This is a genomic window from Mycobacterium sp. (assembly GCF_004298145.1).
Taxonomy (GTDB): domain Bacteria; phylum Actinomycetota; class Actinomycetes; order Mycobacteriales; family Mycobacteriaceae; genus Mycobacterium.
Genome location: NZ_SCRH01000056.1, coordinates 16,214 through 37,231 on the forward strand (window position 1 = coordinate 16,214; position 21,018 = coordinate 37,231).

At 67.3% G+C, this 21,018-nt stretch carries 18 protein-coding genes; 6 read left to right on the forward strand and 12 right to left on the reverse strand.

Annotated features, from left to right (window positions below; all coding sequences use genetic code 11):
• Nucleotides 1-73 precede the first annotated feature (73 nt).
• Together nirB and nirD are read left to right on the forward strand one after the other, a co-directional pair.
• The gene (gene nirB / locus EPN51_RS24455; RefSeq protein ID WP_293047927.1) at nt 74-2,668 is read left to right on the forward strand and encodes a nitrite reductase large subunit NirB; all 2,595 of its coding nucleotides are present in this window, start codon (nt 74-76) and stop codon (nt 2,666-2,668) included.
• The gene (gene nirD / locus EPN51_RS24460; protein WP_293047930.1) at nt 2,665-3,033 is read left to right on the forward strand and encodes a nitrite reductase small subunit NirD; all 369 of its coding nucleotides are present in this window, start codon (nt 2,665-2,667) and stop codon (nt 3,031-3,033) included. Before nirB ends, nirD begins: the two co-directional genes overlap by 4 nt.
• 6 nt (nt 3,034-3,039) lie before the next feature.
• Here nirD and EPN51_RS24465 read toward each other — a convergent pair whose 3' ends face one another.
• From EPN51_RS24465 to EPN51_RS24495, 7 genes are all read right to left on the reverse strand, one after another.
• Nucleotides 3,040-3,492, reverse strand: coding sequence for a hypothetical protein (locus tag EPN51_RS24465; protein WP_293047933.1), 453 nt, complete (start codon nt 3,490-3,492; stop codon nt 3,040-3,042).
• An 18-nt stretch (nt 3,493-3,510) separates the two neighbouring features.
• Entirely contained in the window at nt 3,511-4,296 is a 786-nt protein-coding gene (locus EPN51_RS24470) for a sirohydrochlorin chelatase (protein ID WP_293047936.1), read from the reverse strand.
• Complete coding sequence (locus EPN51_RS24475; protein WP_293048305.1) at nt 4,287-5,438, reverse strand: uroporphyrinogen-III synthase; 1,152 nt, start codon at nt 5,436-5,438, stop codon at nt 4,287-4,289. Before EPN51_RS24475 ends, EPN51_RS24470 begins: the two co-directional genes overlap by 10 nt.
• 89 nt (nt 5,439-5,527) lie before the next feature.
• A complete protein-coding gene (locus EPN51_RS24480; protein WP_293047939.1) occupies nt 5,528-6,934 on the reverse strand; it encodes a nitrate/nitrite transporter in 1,407 nt (468 codons plus the stop codon).
• 370 nt (nt 6,935-7,304) lie between these two features.
• Nucleotides 7,305-8,222: a 5-oxoprolinase/urea amidolyase family protein gene (locus tag EPN51_RS24485; RefSeq protein ID WP_293047942.1), complete on the reverse strand. Its 918-nt coding sequence runs from the start codon at nt 8,220-8,222 to the stop codon at nt 7,305-7,307.
• Nucleotides 8,223-8,266: 44 nt separating this feature from the next.
• Nucleotides 8,267-8,941 (reverse strand): allophanate hydrolase subunit 1, encoded by a 675-nt coding sequence (locus EPN51_RS24490; RefSeq protein ID WP_293047945.1) that lies wholly within the window; start codon nt 8,939-8,941, stop codon nt 8,267-8,269.
• 113 nt (nt 8,942-9,054) lie between these two features.
• Nucleotides 9,055-10,059: an ABC transporter substrate-binding protein gene (locus EPN51_RS24495; protein ID WP_293047948.1), complete on the reverse strand. Its 1,005-nt coding sequence runs from the start codon at nt 10,057-10,059 to the stop codon at nt 9,055-9,057.
• 256 nt (nt 10,060-10,315) lie between these two features.
• On the opposite strand from EPN51_RS24495, the gene EPN51_RS24500 reads away from it, so the two are divergent.
• Nucleotides 10,316-11,719 carry a nitrate/nitrite transporter gene (locus tag EPN51_RS24500; RefSeq protein ID WP_293047950.1) on the forward strand — a complete coding sequence of 468 codons (1,404 nt, stop codon included), beginning with the start codon at nt 10,316-10,318 and terminating at the stop codon, nt 11,717-11,719.
• Here EPN51_RS24500 and EPN51_RS24505 read toward each other — a convergent pair.
• Nucleotides 11,716-13,029 carry a DNA polymerase domain-containing protein gene (locus EPN51_RS24505; RefSeq protein ID WP_293047953.1) on the reverse strand — a complete coding sequence of 438 codons (1,314 nt, stop codon included), beginning with the start codon at nt 13,027-13,029 and terminating at the stop codon, nt 11,716-11,718. The genes EPN51_RS24500 and EPN51_RS24505 overlap by 4 nt on opposite strands.
• Before the next feature lie 57 nt (nt 13,030-13,086).
• Here EPN51_RS24505 and fadD2 point away from each other — a divergent pair, with 57 nt between their 5' ends.
• Nucleotides 13,087-14,781, forward strand: a complete 1,695-nt coding sequence (gene fadD2, locus EPN51_RS24510) for a long-chain-fatty-acid--CoA ligase FadD2 (RefSeq protein ID WP_293047955.1) — start codon at nt 13,087-13,089, stop codon at nt 14,779-14,781.
• Nucleotides 14,782-14,807: 26 nt separating this feature from the next.
• Here the strand turns inward: fadD2 and EPN51_RS24515 are convergent, their stop codons facing one another.
• Entirely contained in the window at nt 14,808-15,170 is a 363-nt protein-coding gene (locus EPN51_RS24515) for an ATPase (RefSeq protein ID WP_293047957.1), read from the reverse strand.
• A 571-nt stretch (nt 15,171-15,741) separates the two neighbouring features.
• On the opposite strand from EPN51_RS24515, the gene EPN51_RS24520 reads away from it, so the two are divergent.
• Nucleotides 15,742-16,071, forward strand: a complete 330-nt coding sequence (locus tag EPN51_RS24520) for a hypothetical protein (protein WP_293047960.1) — start codon at nt 15,742-15,744, stop codon at nt 16,069-16,071.
• Between the two features lie 126 nt (nt 16,072-16,197).
• Here the strand turns inward: EPN51_RS24520 and EPN51_RS24525 are convergent, their stop codons facing one another.
• From EPN51_RS24525 to EPN51_RS24535, 3 genes are all read right to left on the reverse strand, one after another.
• Nucleotides 16,198-18,408 carry an acyl-CoA dehydrogenase gene (locus EPN51_RS24525; RefSeq protein WP_293047962.1) on the reverse strand — a complete coding sequence of 737 codons (2,211 nt, stop codon included), beginning with the start codon at nt 18,406-18,408 and terminating at the stop codon, nt 16,198-16,200.
• A 137-nt stretch (nt 18,409-18,545) separates the two neighbouring features.
• A complete protein-coding gene (locus tag EPN51_RS24530) occupies nt 18,546-19,676 on the reverse strand; it encodes an alpha/beta hydrolase (protein WP_293047965.1) in 1,131 nt (376 codons plus the stop codon).
• A gap of 1 nt (nt 19,677) precedes the next feature.
• A complete protein-coding gene (locus tag EPN51_RS24535) occupies nt 19,678-20,328 on the reverse strand; it encodes a TetR/AcrR family transcriptional regulator (RefSeq protein ID WP_293047967.1) in 651 nt (216 codons plus the stop codon).
• 96 nt (nt 20,329-20,424) lie between these two features.
• Here EPN51_RS24535 and EPN51_RS24540 point away from each other — a divergent pair, with 96 nt between their 5' ends.
• A complete protein-coding gene (locus EPN51_RS24540; protein WP_293048308.1) occupies nt 20,425-21,006 on the forward strand; it encodes a VOC family protein in 582 nt (193 codons plus the stop codon).
• The last annotated feature ends 12 nt before the right edge of the window (nt 21,007-21,018 follow it).

Here is a 21,018-nt window from a genome sequence, read left to right on the forward strand (position 1 = left end):
TTGTGAGATCCTCGTCATAGGACTGTCACATTGTGCGAAAGAAACGTAATTTCTGGCCGTTACTCTCAAAGCCATGTCTGCAGACGGGATTTCGCGCGCCAGCTGTGCGCCTCGTCACATCATCGTCGTCGGACATGGCATGGTGGGGCACCGGTTCGTCGAGGCGCTGCGCGCTCGTGACATCGAGAGATGTTGGCGCATCACTGTTTTCGCCGAGGAGACTGACGCGGCCTATGACCGCGTGGGGCTGACCTCCTACACCGAAAGCTGGGACCGCAAGCTGCTGGCGCTGCCCGGTAACGAGTACGAGGGTGACGAGCAGGTCCGGCTGGTGCTGAACCAGCGGGTCACCGAAATCGACCGCGCGGCAAAGTCGGTGCTCACCGCCGACGGCCAGCGCCACAACTACGACACCTTGGTCCTGGCGACCGGATCCTACGCGTTCGTGCCGCCGGTGCCCGGCCACGATCTGCCCGCGTGCCACGTGTACCGCACGCTCGACGACCTCGACGCCATCCGCGCCGATGCCCAGCGCACGGCGGAAACCCCGCACGCCGCCGCGGGCGTGGTGATCGGCGGCGGCCTGCTCGGGCTGGAAGCCGCTAATGCGCTGCGCCAGTTCGGGTTGCAGACCCACGTCATCGAGATGATGCCGCGGCTGATGGCCCAGCAGATCGACGAGGCCGGCGGTGCGCTGCTGGCCCGGATGATCGGCGATCTGGGCATCTCCATCCATGTCGGCACGGGCACCGAGTCGATCGAATCGGCTGAGCACCCGGACGGGTCCGCGTCGGTGCGGGTGCGACTGACCGACGGCGAGGTCGTCGACGCCGGCCTGGTGATTTTCGCGGCCGGCATCCGGCCGCGTGACGAGCTGGCGGTCGCCGCCGGGCTGACGTGCGCCGAACGTGGCGGGGTGCTCACCGACGTGTCCTGCCAGACAAGCGATCCCGACATCTACGCGATCGGCGAGGTCGCCGCGATCGGCGGCCGGTGCTACGGCTTGGTGGGACCCGGCTACACCTCCGCCGAGGTGGTGGCCGACCGGTTGCTGGACGGCATCGCGGAGTTCGGCGAAGCGGACCTGTCCACGAAGCTCAAACTGCTGGGCGTCGACGTGGCCAGCTTCGGTGACGCGATGGGGGTCACCGAGAACTGTCTCGAGGTCGCCGTCAACGACGCGGTCAACCGGACATACGCCAAGCTGGTGCTCTCCGACGACGCCAAGACCCTGCTCGGGGGCGTACTGGTCGGCGACGCCTCGTCCTACGGGGTGCTGCGGCCCATGGTCGGCAGCGAGCTGCCCGGCGATCCGCTCGCGCTGATCGCCCCGGCGCAATCCGACGGCGGCGAGCTTTTGGGCATTGGGGCGTTGCCGGATTCGGCGCAGATCTGCTCGTGCAACAACGTCACCAAGGGCGATCTGAAATGCGCGATCGCCGACGGCTGCGCCGACGTTCCATCGCTCAAGTCGCGCACGTCGGCCGGGACCTCATGCGGGTCGTGCGTGCCGCTGCTCAAGCAGCTACTGGAAGCCGAGGGCGTCGAGCAGTCCAAGGCGCTGTGCGAACACTTCGGCCAGTCGCGCGCCGAGCTATTCGAGATCATCTCGGCCACCGAGATCCGGACGTTCTCCGGCCTGTTGGAGCGCTTCGGCCGCGGAAAGGGTTGCGACATCTGCAAACCCGTGGTCGCCTCGATCCTGGCGTCCACCGGTTCCGACCACATCCTCGAGGGTGAGCAGGCCTCGCTGCAGGATTCCAACGACCACTTCCTGGCCAACATCCAGAAGAACGGCAGCTACTCGGTGGTGCCCCGGGTCCCCGGTGGCGACATCAAGCCCGAGCATCTGATCCTGATCGGTCAGATCGCCCAGGACTTCGGCCTTTACACCAAGATCACCGGAGGCCAGCGGATCGACCTGTTCGGCGCGCGGGTGGACCAACTGCCGGAGATCTGGAAACGGCTGGTCGACGGCGGCATGGAATCCGGCCACGCGTATGGCAAGGCGCTGCGCACGGTGAAGAGCTGCGTGGGCACCGACTGGTGCCGTTACGGGCAGCAGGATTCGGTGCAGCTGGCCATCGACCTCGAGCTGCGGTACCGCGGTCTGCGGGCGCCGCACAAGATCAAAATGGGGGTCTCGGGCTGCGCGCGGGAGTGCGCCGAAGCGCGCTCCAAGGACGTGGGCGTCATCGCCACCGAAAAGGGCTGGAACCTCTATGTCGGCGGCAACGGCGGGATGACCCCCAAGCACGCGCAGCTGCTGGCCAGCGACCTCGATACCGAGACGCTGGTCCGTTATGTCGATCGGTTCGTCATGTACTACATCCGGACGGCCGACCGGTTGCAACGCACCGCGCCGTGGGTCGAGTCGCTCGCCGGCGGCCTGGACCACGTGCGTGAGGTCGTCTGCGAGGACTCGCTGGGCCTGGCAGAGGAATTCGAGGCCGCAATGGAGCGGCATGTGCAGAACTACAAGTGCGAATGGAAGGGCGTGCTCGACGATCCGGACAAGCTGTCGCGGTTCGTTTCGTTCGTCAACGCCCCCGACGCCGTCGATTCGACCGTGACATTCACCGAGCATGCCGGCCGCAAAATCCCTGTGTCCATTGGCATGCCGACAGTCCGTGACGGCAACTCCGGAGGAACGAGGAAGGTATCATGACGCTTCTCAACGACATTGCAGTGTGGACGAGCGCTTGCTCCTACGACCATCTCATTCCGGGCCGTGGTGTCGGCGTACTGCTCGACGACGGTTCCCAGGCCGCGTTGTTCCGGCTCGACGACGGTTCGGTGCATGCGGTGGGTAACGTCGACCCGTTCTCCGGGGCGGCCGTGCTGTCCCGCGGCATCGTGGGCGACCGCGGGGGCTGCGTCACGGTTCAGTCGCCCATTCTCAAGCAGGCGTTTTCGCTCGAAGACGGTTCCTGCCTGGATGATCCGAATGTTTCGGTGCCGGTGTACCCGGTGCGGATCACCGCCGACGGCTTCGTCCAGATTGCGCACGACGACGAGCCCCGGGCCGCCTGACGCCGCTTACCGGGTGATGTCGCCGACCAGGTAGCGCTGCATCGTCGGCCCGATCGCGTCGACAAGCGCGTCCACCGACATCGAGTGCAGCGGCTCGGAGCGGATGCCGTAACGCATGATGCCCAGGCCCACGAGCTGAGAGGCGCACAACGAGGCCCGCGTGGCGGCCTTGTCGGCACCCAGGATTTTCAGCAATGGGCCGAATACCGGGCCGACGAAATTGCTTTGGACGATCTCGGCGGTCTTGGCCATCCCCGTGGACGCGACGGCACTGGCCGCGAACGGCCCACCGCCGGCGGCGTCCCACGTGGTGATCAGCATCCCCAGCGTCCGGCGGCCTACCTGGTTGACGCCTCCGGTGACGATCCGGTCGATGAATTCCGGTGTGCCGAACGGCAACCGCAGTATCTTGGCGACCGGGTCAAGGAGCCCACGCGACGGCTCTTCGCGACAGGGCATGGTGCCAGGATCGCCGGTTTATGACCAAAGATCAAGGAATGGGCCGCAACGCGCGCGCGTGTGTGGGCTGATGCGGGCCCGATCGGCGTGGCGCATACGGGCGGTCGCGGCGAGGACCGGCGGCAGCGCCCGGCGGAATCGGTTCGCGATCAAGCGTGCCAGGCCGGGGTGGGTGCCCAGCGGCTGACTGACCAGATCGGCGCCGCAGTCGTGCAGCCGTCGTTGGAACAGGCCGTCGGCCAACAGGTAGGAGGCGACCACGACGCGTCCACCGTGGCGGCGCCCGTGCCGCCGCGCCCGGTCGACGGCCTCGTGCAGTTGCGGATCTCCGGTGGCCGCGAACGCCAGGCTCACCCGTGATCCGGTGAGCGCCGACAACAACGTCGCCGTGGTGTGCAGGTCGGTGCGCGCCTTGTCGTCCGAGGTTCCCGCCGCCGCCAAAATCACCGAATCACCCAGGCGCCAACCACATTTCAGCAGCTGATCCCCGACGATCCGCGCGATCTGACCGCCCGGGCCCAACGCGGGGGTGACGGTCACGTTCGGGTGCCCGCTGATCGCGACATGGGCGGGCAGGTCGGACCGGACGTGATATCCGCGCGACAGGAACGCCGGCACGACGATGGCGGACCGGCCGGCGGCCCCCGCGCCCGCCAGGACTTCACTGGGGGTGGGCCCCACCACGTCCACGAACGCGACGTCGACCGTGTGGCCGATGAGCGTACTCACCTGTGCCGCCAGGCCTTCGATCATCGTCACGCCATCGGGTCTGCGGGTGCCGTGCGCTACCAGGATCAGCGCCATGGGGATTCATCCGGATGGTCGATCGCGAGCCGGTAGCCACGCTTGACCACCGTGGCGACGATGTTCTTGTCGCCCAGCGCCGTTCGCAGCCGTAGCACGGCTGTGTCGACGGCGTGTGGGTCGTTGCTGTTGCCGGGGAGCACCCGCAACAAGTCGTTGCGGGCGACGACATCGCCGGGTCGCTCAGCCAGCGCCCGCAGCGTCGCCATTCCCGATCCCGACAGGGACCTCGCCGAACCGTCGACCAGGACACAGGTCCCGCGGATCTCCATCTCGTGACCGGCCGCGCGGATGGTGCACGACCGCAGCGACGGAAGCTCCTGGGCGATGTGACGGGCCAACGCCCCCAATCGCATTCGCTCGGGCGATGACGTGGGGACCCCGGCACGGATCAAGGGTTGCGCGGTAACCGGGCCCACGCACATCGCGTGCACGTCGCTGCGAAGTGCTTGCAGCAGTTGGTCTTCAACGCCTAATTCGCGGGCGCGCTCCAGCAGCGCCGCACCAGCGGGTGCCGAGGTGAAGGTCACCGCGTCGAACAGTCGCCGGGCGACCGAGGTGACGAGTTGGTCGAAGTCACCGCCGGCCGGCGTTGGCTTCCAGCGGTATACGTGGAGGGGCAGTACCTGCGCGCCCGCGGTCCGCAATGCGTTGAGGAACTCCGGGAATGGGTCCCAACCGTCGGCCGCACCGTGGAGCTGGACGGCGATCCGTTTGCCGGCGACATTCGATTCGAGCAGGTATCGCAGGACTTCGCGCGACGATTCGGATTTGGGGGACCACTCCTCGTGCAGTCCGGCGGCGCGCAACGCGCCGGTCGCCTTCGGGCCGCGGGCCACGATCCGCGCTTTGGCGAGCGACGCCAGCAGTTGGGTGGCCAGGCCCCACCCGTCGGCCGCGGCGACCCAGCCGCGAAAGCCGATACCGGTGTGCGCCACCAGGATATCGGGAGGCCGGGCGATCACCGCTTCGGTATGGTCGTGCAGTTGTTCGTCTTCGGGCAGCGCGATGAGGTCGATGGCCGCGGCACTGGAGACCGCCGCGCCGTTGCGGCGCAGCAACGCGCACAGCTCTTCGGCCCGGTTCGCCGACGTCACGGCGATCCGGTAGCCGGTCAGCGGCGCGGAGTCTGGTGAGGCCAGTTGGGGGGCCATAAGAACTGTGTATGCCTGCGACGTTTCGGTTGCGTTACCGAGCAATTGCTGCGGCATTGCCCGTGTTGCGAGTCCGCTCACACATGCGCGGCCTCGGCTTCCGGCCGTGCATCGGACAGGCCCGGGGCTGTGACTGGACGCCGGACGTAGACCAGCCAGGTCGTGATCGCCGCACCGACGTAGGAAGCCAGAAACACCCAGTACGCCGACGTCTCGGTGCCGGTACTCAGGTAGGACTGCCGCAGCGCCAGGTTGATGCCCACGCCGCCGAATGCGCCGATCGCGGAGCAGATGCCGATCAGCGATCCCGACTTCGCGCGCGCCCAATGACGACGTTCGTCCTCGCTCGCGTCCAGCCCGCGGCTGCGCGCCTCGTAGACCGACGGGATCAACTTGAATACCGACCCGTTTCCCATGCCGGACAGGACGAACAGCACCATGAAGCCGGTGACGCAGCCGATCATGCTGACGGGGCGGGCCGCGGCGTGATGGTCATCAAGGGTGCTGATCGTGACCAGCAGTGCGGCCCCCAGGGTCATCCCGGCGAGGACGCCCAGCGTGACGCGGCTGCCGCCGACGCGGTCGGCCAGCCGGCCACCATAGATGCGCGCCACCGAGCCCAGCAGGGGGCCGACGAAGGCCACCTGCGCGGCGTGCAACGCCGCGTGCTTGGCGCCTTCCCCGCTGTCCAGGAAATGGACCTGCATCACCTGCCCGAAGGCGAAGGAGAAGCCGATCCAGGAGCCGAAGGTGGCGATGTAGAGCAGCGAGATCACGTGGGTGTCGCGCTCGAACAGGATCGAGCGCAGGGTGCTCAGTTGGGTGCCGTGGTTGATGTTGTCCATGAACAACGCGGCCGTGATGCCCACGACGACCAGGAACACGAGGTAGATCGCGCACACCCAGTACGGCGCCTCATGCCCGGCGGTGGCCAGCACCAGCAGGCCGACCAGCTGGATCACCGCGACCCCGAGGTTGGCGATGCCGGCGTTCATGGCCAGCGCGGCGCCCTTGAGCCGCTGCGGGTAGAAGGCGTTGACGTTGGCCAGGGACGCTGCGTAGTTGCCGCCGCCCAGCCCACTCAGGGCGGCGCAGAGCACGAAGAGCCACAGTGGCAGACCGGGATTGGCCAGCAGCACGATCGTGCCTGCCGTCGGGATCAGTAACACGAAGGCCGAGAACGTCGTCCAGTTGCGACCGCCGAAGGCGGCGATGCCCAACGTGTAGGGGATCCGGGCGCAACCACCGACCAGGGTGGCCACCGCGCCCAGCAACAGCTTGTCGCCGGCGGAGAAACCGTAGACGGCCCCCGGCATGAACAGCGCCATGACGGGCCACAGCGTCCAGATCGAGAAGGCCACGTGGTCACCGGCGATGGTGCCGAGCAGATTGCGCCGGGCGATCCTTTTGTTGCCGCCCTCCCAGGCCGCCGTGTCTTCCGGATTCCAGTCCGCGATGTGGTGGTTGCGACGCGGCGAAACCACTTGGGCACGTTGATATATGGACGTGGCGCGCGCGTGCATACCGATCCCTCTCCTCAGAAGCAGTTCGGGGTCTGGCCGGCGACGCCCGGGCGCCCCGCGTGAAGGGGCATGCCCCGCCGTATGTTCCGATGCTCACATCTAGGACGCGGGTGGGTCAACCGGAACCGGCCGATATCGGCTGTTAGTTGATTACCAGTTATCTGGTAAGTCCCTGATGGACGATCCGGCCGCGCGAGCACCGATCATCGGTACCCGAATATCGACCGCCGCCAAGTGATCTCACGCGGGTGCGCGGGTCGAGGTGAGGTGTCCTACAGTTGATCGCCGATGACGCCGGAAACCATCCTCGGCGAGACCCGGCGGAATTGCGTTAGGCGAACGGCCAACTCGCGGCGGCGCCGCCGGACTGGGCGCCGACGGGAGTCCGTGGTCGAGCCCAGTGCAGCCGCACCGACTGACCGGGCCGTATCTGGGCGACCCTGTCGACGTCCTCGTCGACCACCACGCCCACCACCGGATAGCCGCCGGTGACGGGGTGGTCTGGACCGAGGATCACCGGTAAACCGTTGGGCGGCACCTGGATTGCACCGCGAGTGGCACCCTCGCTGGGGAGCTGCCGGTCCGGGTGGCGGCACTGCAGGGGGCGGCCGATCAATCGCATCCCCACCCGGTCGCTGCGATCGGATGCCACCCAATCGGTGCGCACCAATGCGTCGGGGTCCACGAACCAATCGTCGCGCGGCCCGGGCACCACGGACAGCTCGACGACGGTGTCGGTGATGGCCGCCACCGGCGCCTGGTCCAGTTCGGGGTAGTCCTCGGTGTGTTCGCCGATCGGGAGCCGATCTCCGGTCTGCAGTGGCGACGGCCCGATGGCCGACATCACGTCGTAGCTGCGCGAGCCCAGCACCGGCTCCACACAGATGCCGCCGCGGACCGCGAGGTAGCTCCGCAGCCCCGCGCACGGGGCGCCCAAGGAGATCACCTGGCCGTCGCGCACGTGCTGAATGCTGTTGGTGCCGAACTTGATTCCGTCGACGGTCGGATCGGTGTCGGCGCCCGTCACCGCGATGTCGACGTCGCCGCCCCGGACCCTGGCGGAGAAACCGCCGAACGTCACCTCCACGGTGGCGCGGTCGTCGGGGTTGGCCACGAGCCGGTTGGCCAGCGTGTGCGCGCGCCGGTCGGCAGCTCCGGACCGGCTCACGCCGAGGTGGGCCAGTCCCGGCCGCCCGAGATCTTGGACGACGGCGAGCGGCCCGGTGCGGAGGATCTCCAGGATTGCCACGGTTATCTCCTTTGCGGGGGCGCCGCGGTCGCGATCGCCACGGGCTAGACGGCCCTGAACTGAACCCACATGCCCTGCGTCAGCAGCGCCGGGTCGGGTCGCTGCAGATCCCACAGGACCGCGTCGGTGTGGCCGATGAGTTGCCAACCACCGGGGGAGCGGCGCGGATAGACCGCGCTGAATTCACCGGCGAGGGCAACGGAACCGGCCGGCACGGAGGTCCGCGGCTCGGGGCGGCGCGGCACCCGCAGGCGCGGGTCGCCGTCGACCAGATACGCGAAGCCGGGCGCGAATCCGCTGAATCCGATCTGCCACAGGGTGGCGGTGTGGGCTTCGATCACCTGCGGGACGGTCAACCCGGTGTGGCCGGCGACCTCGTCGAGGTCGGGGCCGTCGTAGACGATGTCGATCACCACGTCCGCGCGGCGCTCCGACGGGGCCGGCTGCGTGGCGGTGACGCGCATCTTGCGCAGCCGCCGACGGATGACCCCTTGACGGCGGGGGTCGTCCAGCTTGACCAGCACCGTGCGGGCCGCCGGCACCAGGTCGACCACTCCCGGCATCGGCTCGGAGCACAACGCGTCCACCCACGCCAATACCTCTGCGGTACTGCCACATTGCACCATCAGCGCTCGATCGCCGTAGTCCATGACGGTATTACCGGCCAGCTCTGTCGGCAGGTCGTGGGCCAGGTCGCCGCTAAGGTCCGTCACGCTCATTACTCGACGGTAACCCCGGGATCGGGGCTCGTGCGAGGGGCGGCGGTGGGAATTTCGAACACTGCCAGAGCTGCCTTAGCAAACGCTCAAACAGGCGGTACGCGCCAGGGTGGCTAGCCCAGGATTTTGGTGATCAGCGGGGGCAATTGGTCCGCGATCAGCGGGTAGCTCAGCGGTGACGCGAAGGCGATCGCGCCGGCCTGTTCCTTGGTGGTGAAGATGTGGCGGTTCTGCGCGGTGGTCAGCGACCCCGCCACCTCGGGGTCGGCCAGCAGCGCCTTCTGATCGTCGGGGTTCCGGGTCGTCCAGATCACCACGTCGGCCGAGTCGAGCACCGACTTGATGTGATCGCGGGGAATGACGGCCCGCTGATCGGTGCCGAACGGCTTGATGCCGTCGGAGATGACCAGCCCCATCTGATTAAGGAAGTCCGTGCGCCAGCCCGCCATGGTGGCGACGACGGTGCCATGCCACAGCGCGCCGTGCATCAGCAGCGCCTTCTTGCCGGTCCACTGTGGATACTTCTTGCCGACGTCGGTGAACTTCTGGTCGACACCGTCGATCAACGACGTCATCTGATCTGCCTGGAACACCGCCTGGCCGACGGCGGTGGCCTGCTCTTTCCACGGCTCGAAGAAGGCGTCCCCGCCGGATTGCGCGACGGTCGGGGCGATCGCGGACAGTTTCTGATAGGTGTCGGCGTCCAGGCCGGCATTGACGGCCACGATCAGGTCGGGCTTCAGACCCGCGATCTGGTCGACCGGGATGCCGCCGTCCAGGCTCAACACCACCGGCTGCGCCCCGCCGAGCTTGGGCGCGGCCCACGGCCAGACCCCGAACGGCTGGTCACCGAACCAGTTGGTCACCGCGACCGGCACCACACCGACGGCGAGCAGGTCGTCCTGCTCGGTATAGCCGGCGCTGACGACGCGCTTGGGGGGTTCCTTGATGACGGTCTGACCGAACAGGTGGGTGATGGTCACCGATCCGGGCCCGCCGCCTCCCGGGGGTCGGCGTGAAGAGCAGCCCGCCGAAAGAGCCGTGAACCCGGCGATCGCGGCGACGCCGGAAGCCCCTGCGAGCTGCAAGAATCCGCGTCGATTCCATCCCTGTCGCATCGCGTGAGAGTATCGCGTTCCGCCCGCGCAGATGTATCGCCGCGCTGCTGAGGTCCCGCATCGGCGCCCGCGCCGCGACCTCGCGATGGACTCGCGTTGCAGAGTTCTGACAAACCGGGGCGGGCCGTTGCGATTTCTGCGTATCGCCCACGTAACTGTGCACACCAGGACCGGTAACAGTGCGTCTTTAGCGTCAAGTGGTCATGCCCGCGTCTCGTTCACTTTCCGCACTCAATTCACAAGGGAGTCCCATCAGATGACCACGACCATCAGCCCGGCAGTGCAGCCCGCGCCGACGCGCCAGCATCATGCGGGACGGCACTGGATCGACGACTGGCGGCCCGAAGACCCCGAGTTCTGGGAGACGACCGGCAAGGCGATCGCGCGCCGGAATTTGATCTTCTCGATCTTTGCCGAGCACGTCGGGTTCAGCGTGTGGATGTTGTGGAGCATCGTGGTGGTGCAGATGACGGCGGCCGGCGGTCATGGACATCCCAGCCCGCCCGGCACCTCCGGGTGGGCGCTGACCGCCAGCCAGGCCCTGTTCCTGGTCGCCGTCCCCAGCGGTGTCGGCGCCTTCCTGAGGTTGCCGTACACGTTTGCGGTCCCGATTCTCGGCGGCCGCAACTGGACGACCGTCTCCGCGGCGCTGCTGCTGATCCCGTGCCTGCTGTTGGCGTGGGCGGTGAGCCATCCCGGCACCCCATTCGCGATCCTGGTCGTGATCGCCGCAACCGCCGGCTTCGGCGGCGGCAACTTCGCCTCGTCGATGGCCAACATTTCCTTCTTCTACCCGGAGCAGGACAAGGGCTGGGCGCTGGGCCTGAACGCCGCCGGCGGCAACGTCGGCGTCGCCGTCGTGCAGAAGATCATTCCGCCCATCGTCGTCGCCGGCGGCGGGGTGGCCCTGTCGCGCGCCGGACTGTTCTACGTGCCGCTGGCCGTCGTGGCCGCGGTCTGCGCGTTCCTGTTCATGAACAACCTGACCGAAGCGAAGGCCGACGTGAAGCCGGTGTGGCAGTCGCTGCGCCATCCCGACACCTGGGTCATGTCACTGCTGTATATCGGCACGTTCGGATCCTTCATCGGCTACTCGGCCGCCTTCCCGACCCTGCTCAAGACGGTGTTCGGCCGCGGTGATATCGCGCTGACCTGGGCCTTCCTCGGCGCCGGCATCGGATCGGTGATCCGGCCCCTCGGCGGCAAGCTGGCCGACCGGATCGGCGGGGCGCGCGTCACCGCCTTCAGCTTCGCGCTGCTCGCCGTCGGCGCGGCGGCGGCGCTGTGGTCCGTGCGGGCGGTCAACCTGCCGATGTTCTTCGCCAGTTTCATGTTCTTGTTCGTCGCCACCGGCGTCGGCAATGGTTCGACCTACCGGATGATTTCGCGGATCTTCAAGATCAAAGGCGAGCTGGCCGGCGGCGATCCCGACACCATGGTGCAGATGCGCCGCCAGGCCGCCGGCGCGCTGGGCGTCATCTCGGCGGTGGGCGCGTTCGGCGGCTTCATCGTGCCGCTGGCCTACGCCTGGTCGAAGTCGGAGTTCGGCAGCATCGAACCGGCGCTGCGGTTCTACATCGCGTTCTTCCTCGCGCTGCTGGGCGTCACCTGGTGCTGCTACCTGCGCAAGCACAACGCGATAACGCGGGTGGGGATCTAATTAGGCGGCCGCTGCCGTCCGCCATCGCCTTGCCCGTCCTGTTGCCCCTCCTTTTCCCCCTCTTTGCTCCAAGGGCTGTAGTCGGCGATCAGCTCTTCCTGCGGTGGCCGCTGGTCTTCCGGAACATGCTGCAGGTTGATCCGGATCCGGTACCAGATCGAGCTGGGCCCGCGCATGCCGTCGACGAGAACGTCGGCCGGCTGCAGCCGGCCGGCCACCGCCGGGTAACGGTCGCGCCAGGTGTCCAGCGCCGTCATCGCCTCGTCCTTGGTCTTGGTGCGGGCGATCTCGATCAGCGGCATCGTGGATTGGCGCCGGCCGTCGGGCCGTTTGCCCGATCCCTTCGGTGCGCGTTCGGGAGGCCCCATTTCTTCGGCCAGCACCAGCAGCCGATCGAGTGAGCCAACCACCGCTGCGTTGGAGGAGTCCATTCCCGCCCAGGGGTCACCCGCTTCGGCGAACCGGCCGGGCACGGTTTCGATGGTGAACGCCTCGGGCCGGCACTCGGCGACCTCGTCCCAGTGCAGCGGTGTCGAGACCCGGGCGTCGGGGGTCGCCCGCACCGAGTAGGCCGACGCGACCGTGCGGTCCTTCGCGTTCTGGTTGAAGTCGACGAACACCCCCTCGCGTTCTTCCTTCCACCAGCGGCTGGTCGCCGCGTCGGGCACGCGCCGCTCAACCTCCCGGGCGACGGTCTGCGCGGCCAGCCGCACCTGGCGAAACTCCCAGCGCCGGGCGATGCGGGCGTAGATGTGAAAGCCGCGCGAACCGGACGTCTTCGGCCATGCGGTCAGGCCGTAGTCCTCGAGCACCTCGCGGGCCACCAGCGCGACGTCCACGATGCGCTGCCAGCTGACCCCGGGCATCGGATCCAAGTCGACCCGCAGTTCGTCGGGGTGATCGAGGTCGTCGGCCAGCACCGGGTGCGGATTCAGGTCGACGCACCCCAGGTTGATCGCCCACGCCAGCCCCGCGGCGTCGTGGATGACGGCCTCCGCCGCGGAAGTGCCTCGTGCGTAACGGAGTTCGGCGACATCGACCCACTCCGGCCGTTTCGCCGGCGCGCGTTTCTGGAACACCGCCTCTTCCGAGATGCCCTTGACGAAACGCTTCAGGATCATCGGGCGCCCGGCCACACCGCGCAGGGCGCCGTCGGCCACGGACAGGTAATAGCGGACCAGGTCGAGTTTGGTGTAGGGGCCCGAGGTTTTGTGGCCGCTCGTGCGGGGGAACACGACTTTGTCCGGATGGGTGATGACGACCCGGCGCTCGGCCACCTCCAGCGAAACCGGACGGGTCATGTGGTTCATGTTAATTCGCCAGAATTTCTGGCCGAGCTGAGACGGGCGTCACATATGGTGGATTCCATGCCTAACCTCCTTGGCCTGCCCGGCCAGGCCTCCAAAGCCGTGGCGAAAGTTCAGCAATACGTCGAACGCGGCTCGGCTGAACTGCACTACCTGCGCCGGATCATCGAGTCGGGTGCTTTCCGGCTGGAGCCACCGCAGAACTACGCCGCGATGGCCGCCGACATCTACAAGTGGGGTGAGTTCGGCATGCTGCCGTCGCTGAATGCGAGGCGCCATCCTGACCGCGCGGCGTGCATCGACGAGGACGGCGAATTCAGCTACGCGGAGCTCGACAAGGCCGCGCACGCGGTGGCCAACGGCCTGATCGACAAGGGCGTCAGGGCCGGGGACGGCGTCGCCATCCTGGCGCGCAACCACCGCTGGTTCCTGGTCGCCAACTACGGTGTGGCCCGGGTGGGCGCCCGCATCATCCTGCTCAACAGCGAGTTCTCCGGGCCGCAGATCAAAGAGGTCTCCGAGCGCGAGGGCGCCAAGGTGATCATCTACGACGACGAGTACACCACGGCGGTCAGCAAAGCCGATCCGCCGCTGGGCAAACTGCGCGCGCTGGGCACCAACCCCGACAAAGGCCCGGACGACGAGCCGTCCGGCAGCACCGACGAGACGCTGGCCGACCTGATCGGGCGCAGCAGCAAGGAGCCGGCCCCCAAGGCGGGCAAGCACGCCTCGGTCATCATTCTGACCAGCGGAACCACGGGCACCCCGAAGGGCGCGAACCGCAGCACGCCGCCGACATTGGCGCCCGTCGGCGGCATCCTGTCCCACGTCCCGTTCAAGGCCGGTGAGGTGACGTCGCTGCCGTCGCCGATGTTCCACGCCCTGGGGTATCTGCACGCGACGATCGCGATGTTCCTGGGCTCAACGCTGGTGTTGCGGCGCAAGTTCAAGCCGCCGCTGGTGTTGGAAGACGTCGAGAAGTACAAGCCGACCGCCATGGTGGTGGTGCCGGTCATGCTGTCGCGCCTCATCGACACCATCGAGAAGATGGACAAAAAGCCCGACCTGTCCAGCCTGCGGATCGTGTTCGTGTCGGGCTCGCAACTGGGTGCGGAGCTGGCCGCCCGCGCGCTCAAGGACATCGGGCCGGTCATCTACAACATGTACGGCTCGACCGAGATCGCCTTCGCCACCATCGCCGGCCCCAAGGACCTGGAGCGCAACGCGGCGACGGTTGGCCCGGTCGTCAAGGGCGTGAAGGTCAAGATCTTCGACGACAACGGCACCGAATTGCCCCAGGGGGAGGTCGGCCGGATCTTCGTCGGCAACACCTTCCCGTTCGCGGGCTACACCGGGGGCGGGAACAAGCAGGTCATCGATGGCCTGTTGTCCTCGGGAGACGTCGGGTATTTCGACGAGCACGGGCTGCTGTACGTGAGCGGCCGCGACGACGAAATGATCGTCTCCGGCGGCGAGAACGTCTTCCCCGCCGAAGTCGAGGATCTGATCAGCGGGCACCCCGAGGTCGTCGAGGCCACCGCGATTGGTGTCGAAGACAAGGAGTGGGGGCACCGCCTGCGTGCCTTCGTGGTCAAGAAGGGCGGCGCCGACCTCGACGAGGACACCGTCAAGCACTACGTGCGCGATCACCTGGCCCGCTACAAGGTGCCGCGTGAGGTCGTCTTCCTCGACGAGCTGCCGCGCAACCCGACCGGCAAGATCCTCAAGCGCGAGCTGCGCGAAATGGAGATTTAGCGGCGCGAGCGTCTGCTCGCGCACCCTCAGCGGCGGTCTTCGATGGCCCGGGTGATCTGGGCCGTGAGCTTCGGGTCGACCAGGAGCTGGTCGATCAGCGCGGTGAGCACCTCTTGCCCGGTCACCCGGGCGACGCCCAGCCGGTCGGCGGCTTCGCGCTGCCAGATGTCGAGGGCCCGGTGGGTGGCCGCCGCGAGGTCGACGGTCCGGCGGGTCCGCTGGGTGCGCCCCGCCTGGCTGGCCGACGGCTGGCTGGCGATCCGCTGGCCGCGCGGCTGCCCGAGGCTGAGGCGCTCGGTCGGCGCGGCGTCTCCGGAGGGGCCGGTGGCCGAGGCGGGGGCGCGAAAGGATCCGGCGCTGGGTCCGTTGTGGTTGGGCTTGAAGTTCACTTCGGTGTCTTCCTCCGTGAGTGCGAATCAGTAAATCAGCGCTCGTCGCCTGTGTGTGTCAATACTGATTCTCTCACCGACGCCACGCTAAGTCGCGCCGCCGGGCCGCGGGTGGCCCGGGTGGGGAGCGCTGACGGATTCACGCGTGGTTGCGCCGTGGAAAGGCGCCTCCGGGCGCAGGTGGAAGAGCAAATTATCGAGGGTAGCTGCTTAACAATCGAACGCCGGGTAGCATGATGTCCGACGGTAATCCGCCGTCCGTCATTCGGCAAGAAGTCAGTCGATCCGCTAATGCGGAGATCTGGATATCAGTAAATACGTCAACCCGTGCCAGTACATCAGCAAACTAGCTTTGAGCTGTGTTGATATGGCCTTTTAGCCCGCCGTTGTCAGTATTTGCGGATAAATGAATTGCGGAAATACGCATTAGTGACGCGTCAAATATAACGCACTTTTTCGCATCATTGTTGTGCAATTCACATCGTAGATACACCAGATTCGCTTGTTTGCTGAGAAATGTCCGGCTAGCGTTTTAAGCATCGATATCAGGTCTTTGGAAGGAGTGCCCACGATGATCTCGTCCCTATCGCTACGCGGCGCGGCCGCAGCTGTTGTGGGTGCCGGAGCCGTGGCGGGCGCGCTGCTGTTCGGCGGCGCCCCCGTGGCTCAGGCCGCCCCCGTTCCGGGTCCCTCCACAAGTTTCGCCAGCACCGGACCGCACAGCGGACCGGGCTTCATTCCGGACCGCCCCGGCGGCCACGGATGGGGTGGCAATGATGGTCGGGGACATGGCGGCTGGGGAAACGGTAACTGGGGGAACGGCAACTGGGGCCACGGTGGCTGGGATCAGGGTAGTGGCTATTGGGGCCACCCCCAGCACTGGGTGAACTGGTGGTGGTGATCACCATCTCCGCGCGGTAGCCGGCCATCGCCGACACGCCAACCCTCGGGATGGGCGGCCCGCGTATGGGGGGAACCATGCCGGCCTGACGTCAGTCAGGTCGGCATGGCCTTTTTTGCGTCCGGCCTAGGGATCGCGAGGCAGCCCCAACAACCGTTCGGCGATGATGTTCAGCTGCACTTCGGACGTGCCGCCGTAGATGGTGGTCGCGCGGCTGGCCAGCAGGTACTCACCCCACTTGCCGGGCAGTTGGTCGGTGTCGCCGATCGCGGCGTCGGTACCGAACGAGGAGACCGCGAATTCGGCGTAACCCTGGCCGGTCCGCATCGACAGCAGCTTGGAGACCGCCGCCGACGGCATCGCGTCCCCGCCGGCCAGCGTCAGCAGCGTGGAGCGCAGATTCAGCACCTTGGCCGCATGACCCTCGGCGATCAACTGGCCGGCGCGATGCTGCGCGACCTGGTCGAACTGGCCGTCACGAACGAAGTCGACAAACTGCGACAGCGTGGCCAGGAAGTTCGCCTCACTGCTGCCGATCGACACCCGCTCCGCGGTGAGGGTGTTGCGGCTGACCTCCCAGCCCCGGTTCACCTCACCGAGCACGCACTCGTCGGGCACGAACACGTCGTCGATGTAGACGGTGTTGAACAGCGCGTTGCCCGTGAGCTCGCGCAGCGGCTTCACATCGACGCCTTCACTGCGCATGTCCAACAGGAAGTAGGTGATGCCATTGTGTTTCGGTGCGTTGGGGTCCGTCCGCGCGAGCAGCGCACCCCACCGCGCGAACTGCGCGGCGGTGGTCCAGATCTTCTGCCCGGTGATGCGCCAGCCGCCGTCGGTCCGGGTGGCCTTCGTGGTCAGGCCGGCCAAATCCGATCCGGCGCCCGGTTCGGAAAACAGCTGACACCACAGCATCTCGCCGCGGAAGGTCGGCGGCAGGAACCGTTGCTTTTGGTCTTCGGTGCCAAACGCCACGATCGACGGGACGATCCAGGTGGCGATGCCGGTCTGTGGCCGCTTGACCCGCCCGGAGGCGAATTCCTGGGCGATGATGATCTGCTCCACCGGCCCGGCGGCCCGGCCCCACGGCTTGGGTAGATACGGCAGCACCCAGCCGCCCTCGGCGATCGCGACCTTGCGCTGCTCGCGCTCGATCTCCTTGAGCGCCGACACCTCGGCCCGGATCTCCGCCCGCAACTTCTCGGTGTCGGGGTCGAGGTCGATGTCGACCGCGCGTATCCCGGTGCTCGTCGCGGTGTCGACCACCTTCTGCGGATAGTCCGAGCTACGGCCGAAGGAGGCGGCCAGCATCAGCGCCCGGCGGTAGTACACGTTCGTGTCGTGCTCCCAGGTGAAGCCGATCCCGCCGTGCACCTGGATGCAATCCTGCGCGCACCGTTGGGCGGCCGCCGGCGCCAGTGTCGCGGCCACGGCGGCGGCAAACTCGACGTGGGAACCGACGGTGTCCCAATGGTTTTCGCTGGCCTCATCGATCGCGCGGGCGGCATCCCACACCGCCGCGGTGGCCCGCTCGGTGTCGGCGATCATCTCGGCACACTTGTGTTTGATGGCCTGGAATTGGCCGATCGGCCTGCCGAACTGCTCGCGGATCTTGGCGTAGTGCGACGCGGTGTCGGTCGCCCAGCGCGCCACGCCGATGGCTTCGGCGGACAGCAGCGTCGTCATCAACGCGTGCGCGGTGCCCATGCTCAGGTTCGTCAACACGACGTCGTCGCCGACCTCGACGGCGTTGGCGCGCACGTCGGCGATGGGACGCAACGGGTCCAGGCTTTTCACCGGCTCAATCTCGAGCTGGTCGGCGCGCAGCACCACCCACGCCTCGCCGCTGTCGATCGCGACGGGGAGCACCAGCAGCGAGGCTTGCGCCGCGGCGGGGACCGCGCGGAGTTCGCCGCGGATCACCAGCGAATTGCCCTGCCGGGTGGCGGTCAGCGCGCAGCAATTCAGGCCGTAGGCGGCGATCTCGGCGCCGGACGCCAGCTCGGCGAGCACCTTCGCGTCCGGGTCGTGCGCGGAGATCAGGGCGCTGGCGATCGCGGACGGCACGAAGGGGCCCGGCACCGCCCCGTAACCGAATTCCGCCAGCACGATGGCCAACTCGAGGATGCCGAAGCCCTGCCCTCCGACGGATTCGGCCAGATGAACGCCCTGCAGGCCCTGCTCGGCCGCGGCCTGCCAATACGGCGGAGGGTTTTCCGTGTTTTCCGGGGATGTCTCCATCCACGCGTGCAGCGTCTCGGACGGCGCGATGCGCGCCACCAGCGACCGCACCGAGTCGGCCAGTTCTTGATGCTCGGGATTTATCGCGATCGGCATTGGTCGCCTTCCGTTGCTGCAGGACGCCGTGTCGGCCAGGTACCTTCCAAGCTAACAACCAGTCGGTTGGTCGCCGCCATGGGTTCGTGGCGATCGCAAGCGCGGCGAAGCCGGGTGCGGCGGGTCGCCACCATCGGCTAGCCCCACCGCTTGCTGATCCATCCGGTGATGATGTCGGCCTGCTCGCCGCGGGCCCCCGGGGTGGTGAAGTAGTGATCGGTGTCCACCGAGGCCGCGGTTTTGTCCGTGCCGGCGAGGGCGTCGAAGATGCGTTGCGCGTCAGAGGGAAACACGCCGGTGTCGGCGTCGGCGTTGATCACCAGCGCGGGACATCTGACCCGGGCCAGGTGCGGTTCGGCCCGGGTTTGCGCTGTCCGCAGACTCCACATGCTCAGCCAGTTGCGCAGCGTGCAGGCCGCCGCGATGCCGTGGGCCGAGCGATTCGCCTTGGCCGGGACGCCCGCGTAGCACATGTTGGGCTGCCGTTTGGTCGGCTCGATGCCGGCATCGACCATGCGGGGATCGGCCCAGGTTCGCATCACACTGAACGGGCGATCGGAAAACCCCGCCGCGCGAACACGTTTGAGCTCCTTTTCGGCCCAGTCGGTGATGGCGTGGTTGCGCGCGGTCTGCGCGCCGCGGTACCGGGCGAGGAACTCGGGCGCATACGGCGGGCCGTTGCGCTCGTTGAACAGGTCGAGGTCGGCGTCGCTGGCAACGGGATCGTTCTCGTCGACGACGGCGGCGTCCATCCAGGCGGTGAGCACCTCCGGCCGCCCGGGATGGGCGGCGGTGGCCACATAGCCGTCGGCGGGCGGCAACTCGGTCACCCCGGCCGCCGGGCGCATGCCGTCCAGCGGAGTCACGTTCGGCTCGACGGCCTGAGACTGGTAGGCGGCCATCAACGAGCCACCGCCCGAGTTACCCAGCAGCACAACGGTATCCACTCCCTGGGCCTCGCGCAGCCAGCGCACCCCGACGCCGATGTCCACCAGCGCGTGGTCGAGCAGAAAGCTGCTTTCGAAGCCGCGAAACCGAGTGTTCCAGCCGAGAAATCCGATGCCGCGGGTAGCCATGTAGTTGGCGAGATAGTGTTCGGAGAAGTCGATCTGGTAGTGCGTGGCGATCATCGCCACCTTGGGTCTGCGTCCCACCCCCCGGTGATACAGCCCCTGGCAGGGGTGCCCGCCGGCGCCCGCGCGCCCAGCGGTGGGCGACGGCAGTCCGACGAACTCACGGATAACTCCGGCACCGGTGCGACGAGTCACTTCAGCGGTCCTCCGCACCCGCATAGATGGCCCGGTGATAAATGTTGGCCAAGGTTTGGATGCAGGCCTGGTCGTCGGGTTCCCCGGAGCGCGCCGAACCGAGCTGGATGTAGCAGAACTGGTTGAACATCGCCACGATCGCCTCGGCGACCAACTGCGGGTCGTCGTGGGGGCAATGGCCCTCGGCTTGTGCGCGGCGGACCGATTCGGCGATGAAAGATATTGGTATCGAGCAAATTTCGGCCCAGTACTGAGCGAAGTCGTCATTGACCATCGCCAGCTGTGACACGCTGATCACCTCGGCGAGCCTGCTGCGATAGGTATGCCAGTGTGCGGCGGCCGCCCAGTACGCGCGCTCACGATCGGTCAAACCGTGTTGGGTCACCGAGAGGGCGCGCTGGTTGGCCTCGTCGCGGAAGCGCAGCGCCCATTGGCGCACCATTGCCTCTTTCGAGTCGTAGTAGTTGTAAAAGGATCCCGCCGAGCGGCCCGCCTCCGCGGCGATGTCGGCGATGGTGGTGGCCAGGACGCCCTTGCGTGCGATGACCGCCCGGGCGGCCGTATCGATCGCGGCCTGCGTCCGCCTGCCGCGATGCGTGGGCAGCTCCGCGGGCGGACCGCGCCGCTCAGTAGGGGATGCCGCGGTCGACACCTATGCACCTCCCTGGGCCAAAACTAAATCTGATGTTAGATTCAGATTCGGATCTTGGCCAGGCTCGTCGAGCCGGGAACCGAGGGGAGCCACGCGATGATCAAGCCGCACAACACCAACGCGGAATTCGAGCTCGGTGGGATCAACCATGTCGCACTGGTGTGCTCGGACATGGCCAAAACCGTGGATTTCTACAGCAATATCCTCGGCATGCCGCTGATCAAATCGCTCGATCTGCCCGGCGGGGCGGGCCAGCACTTCTTCTTCGATGCCGGCAACGGCGACTGCGTCGCCTTCTTCTGGTTCGCCGATGCCCCCGACCGGGTGCCGGGCATCTCGTCGCCGGGTGCCATCCCGGGCATCGGCGACATCACCAGCGCGGTGAGCACGATGAACCACCTGGCCTTCCACGTGCCGGCCGAGAAGTTCGACACCTACCGCCGGCGACTCAAGGACAAAGGGGTCCGGGTCGGCCCGGTGCTCAACCATGACGAAAGCCCCATGCAGGTCTCCGCGACGGTGCATCCCGGCGTCTACGTGCGCTCGTTCTACTTCCAGGACCCCGATGGCATTACCCTTGAGTTCGCCTGTTGGGTGAAGGAATTCGACAGCGGTGACGCCCAGGCCGTGCCCAAGACCGCGGCGGACCGCCGGCCCCCGGTGGGCGCCGGTCGCTGATTGCGCCGCTCC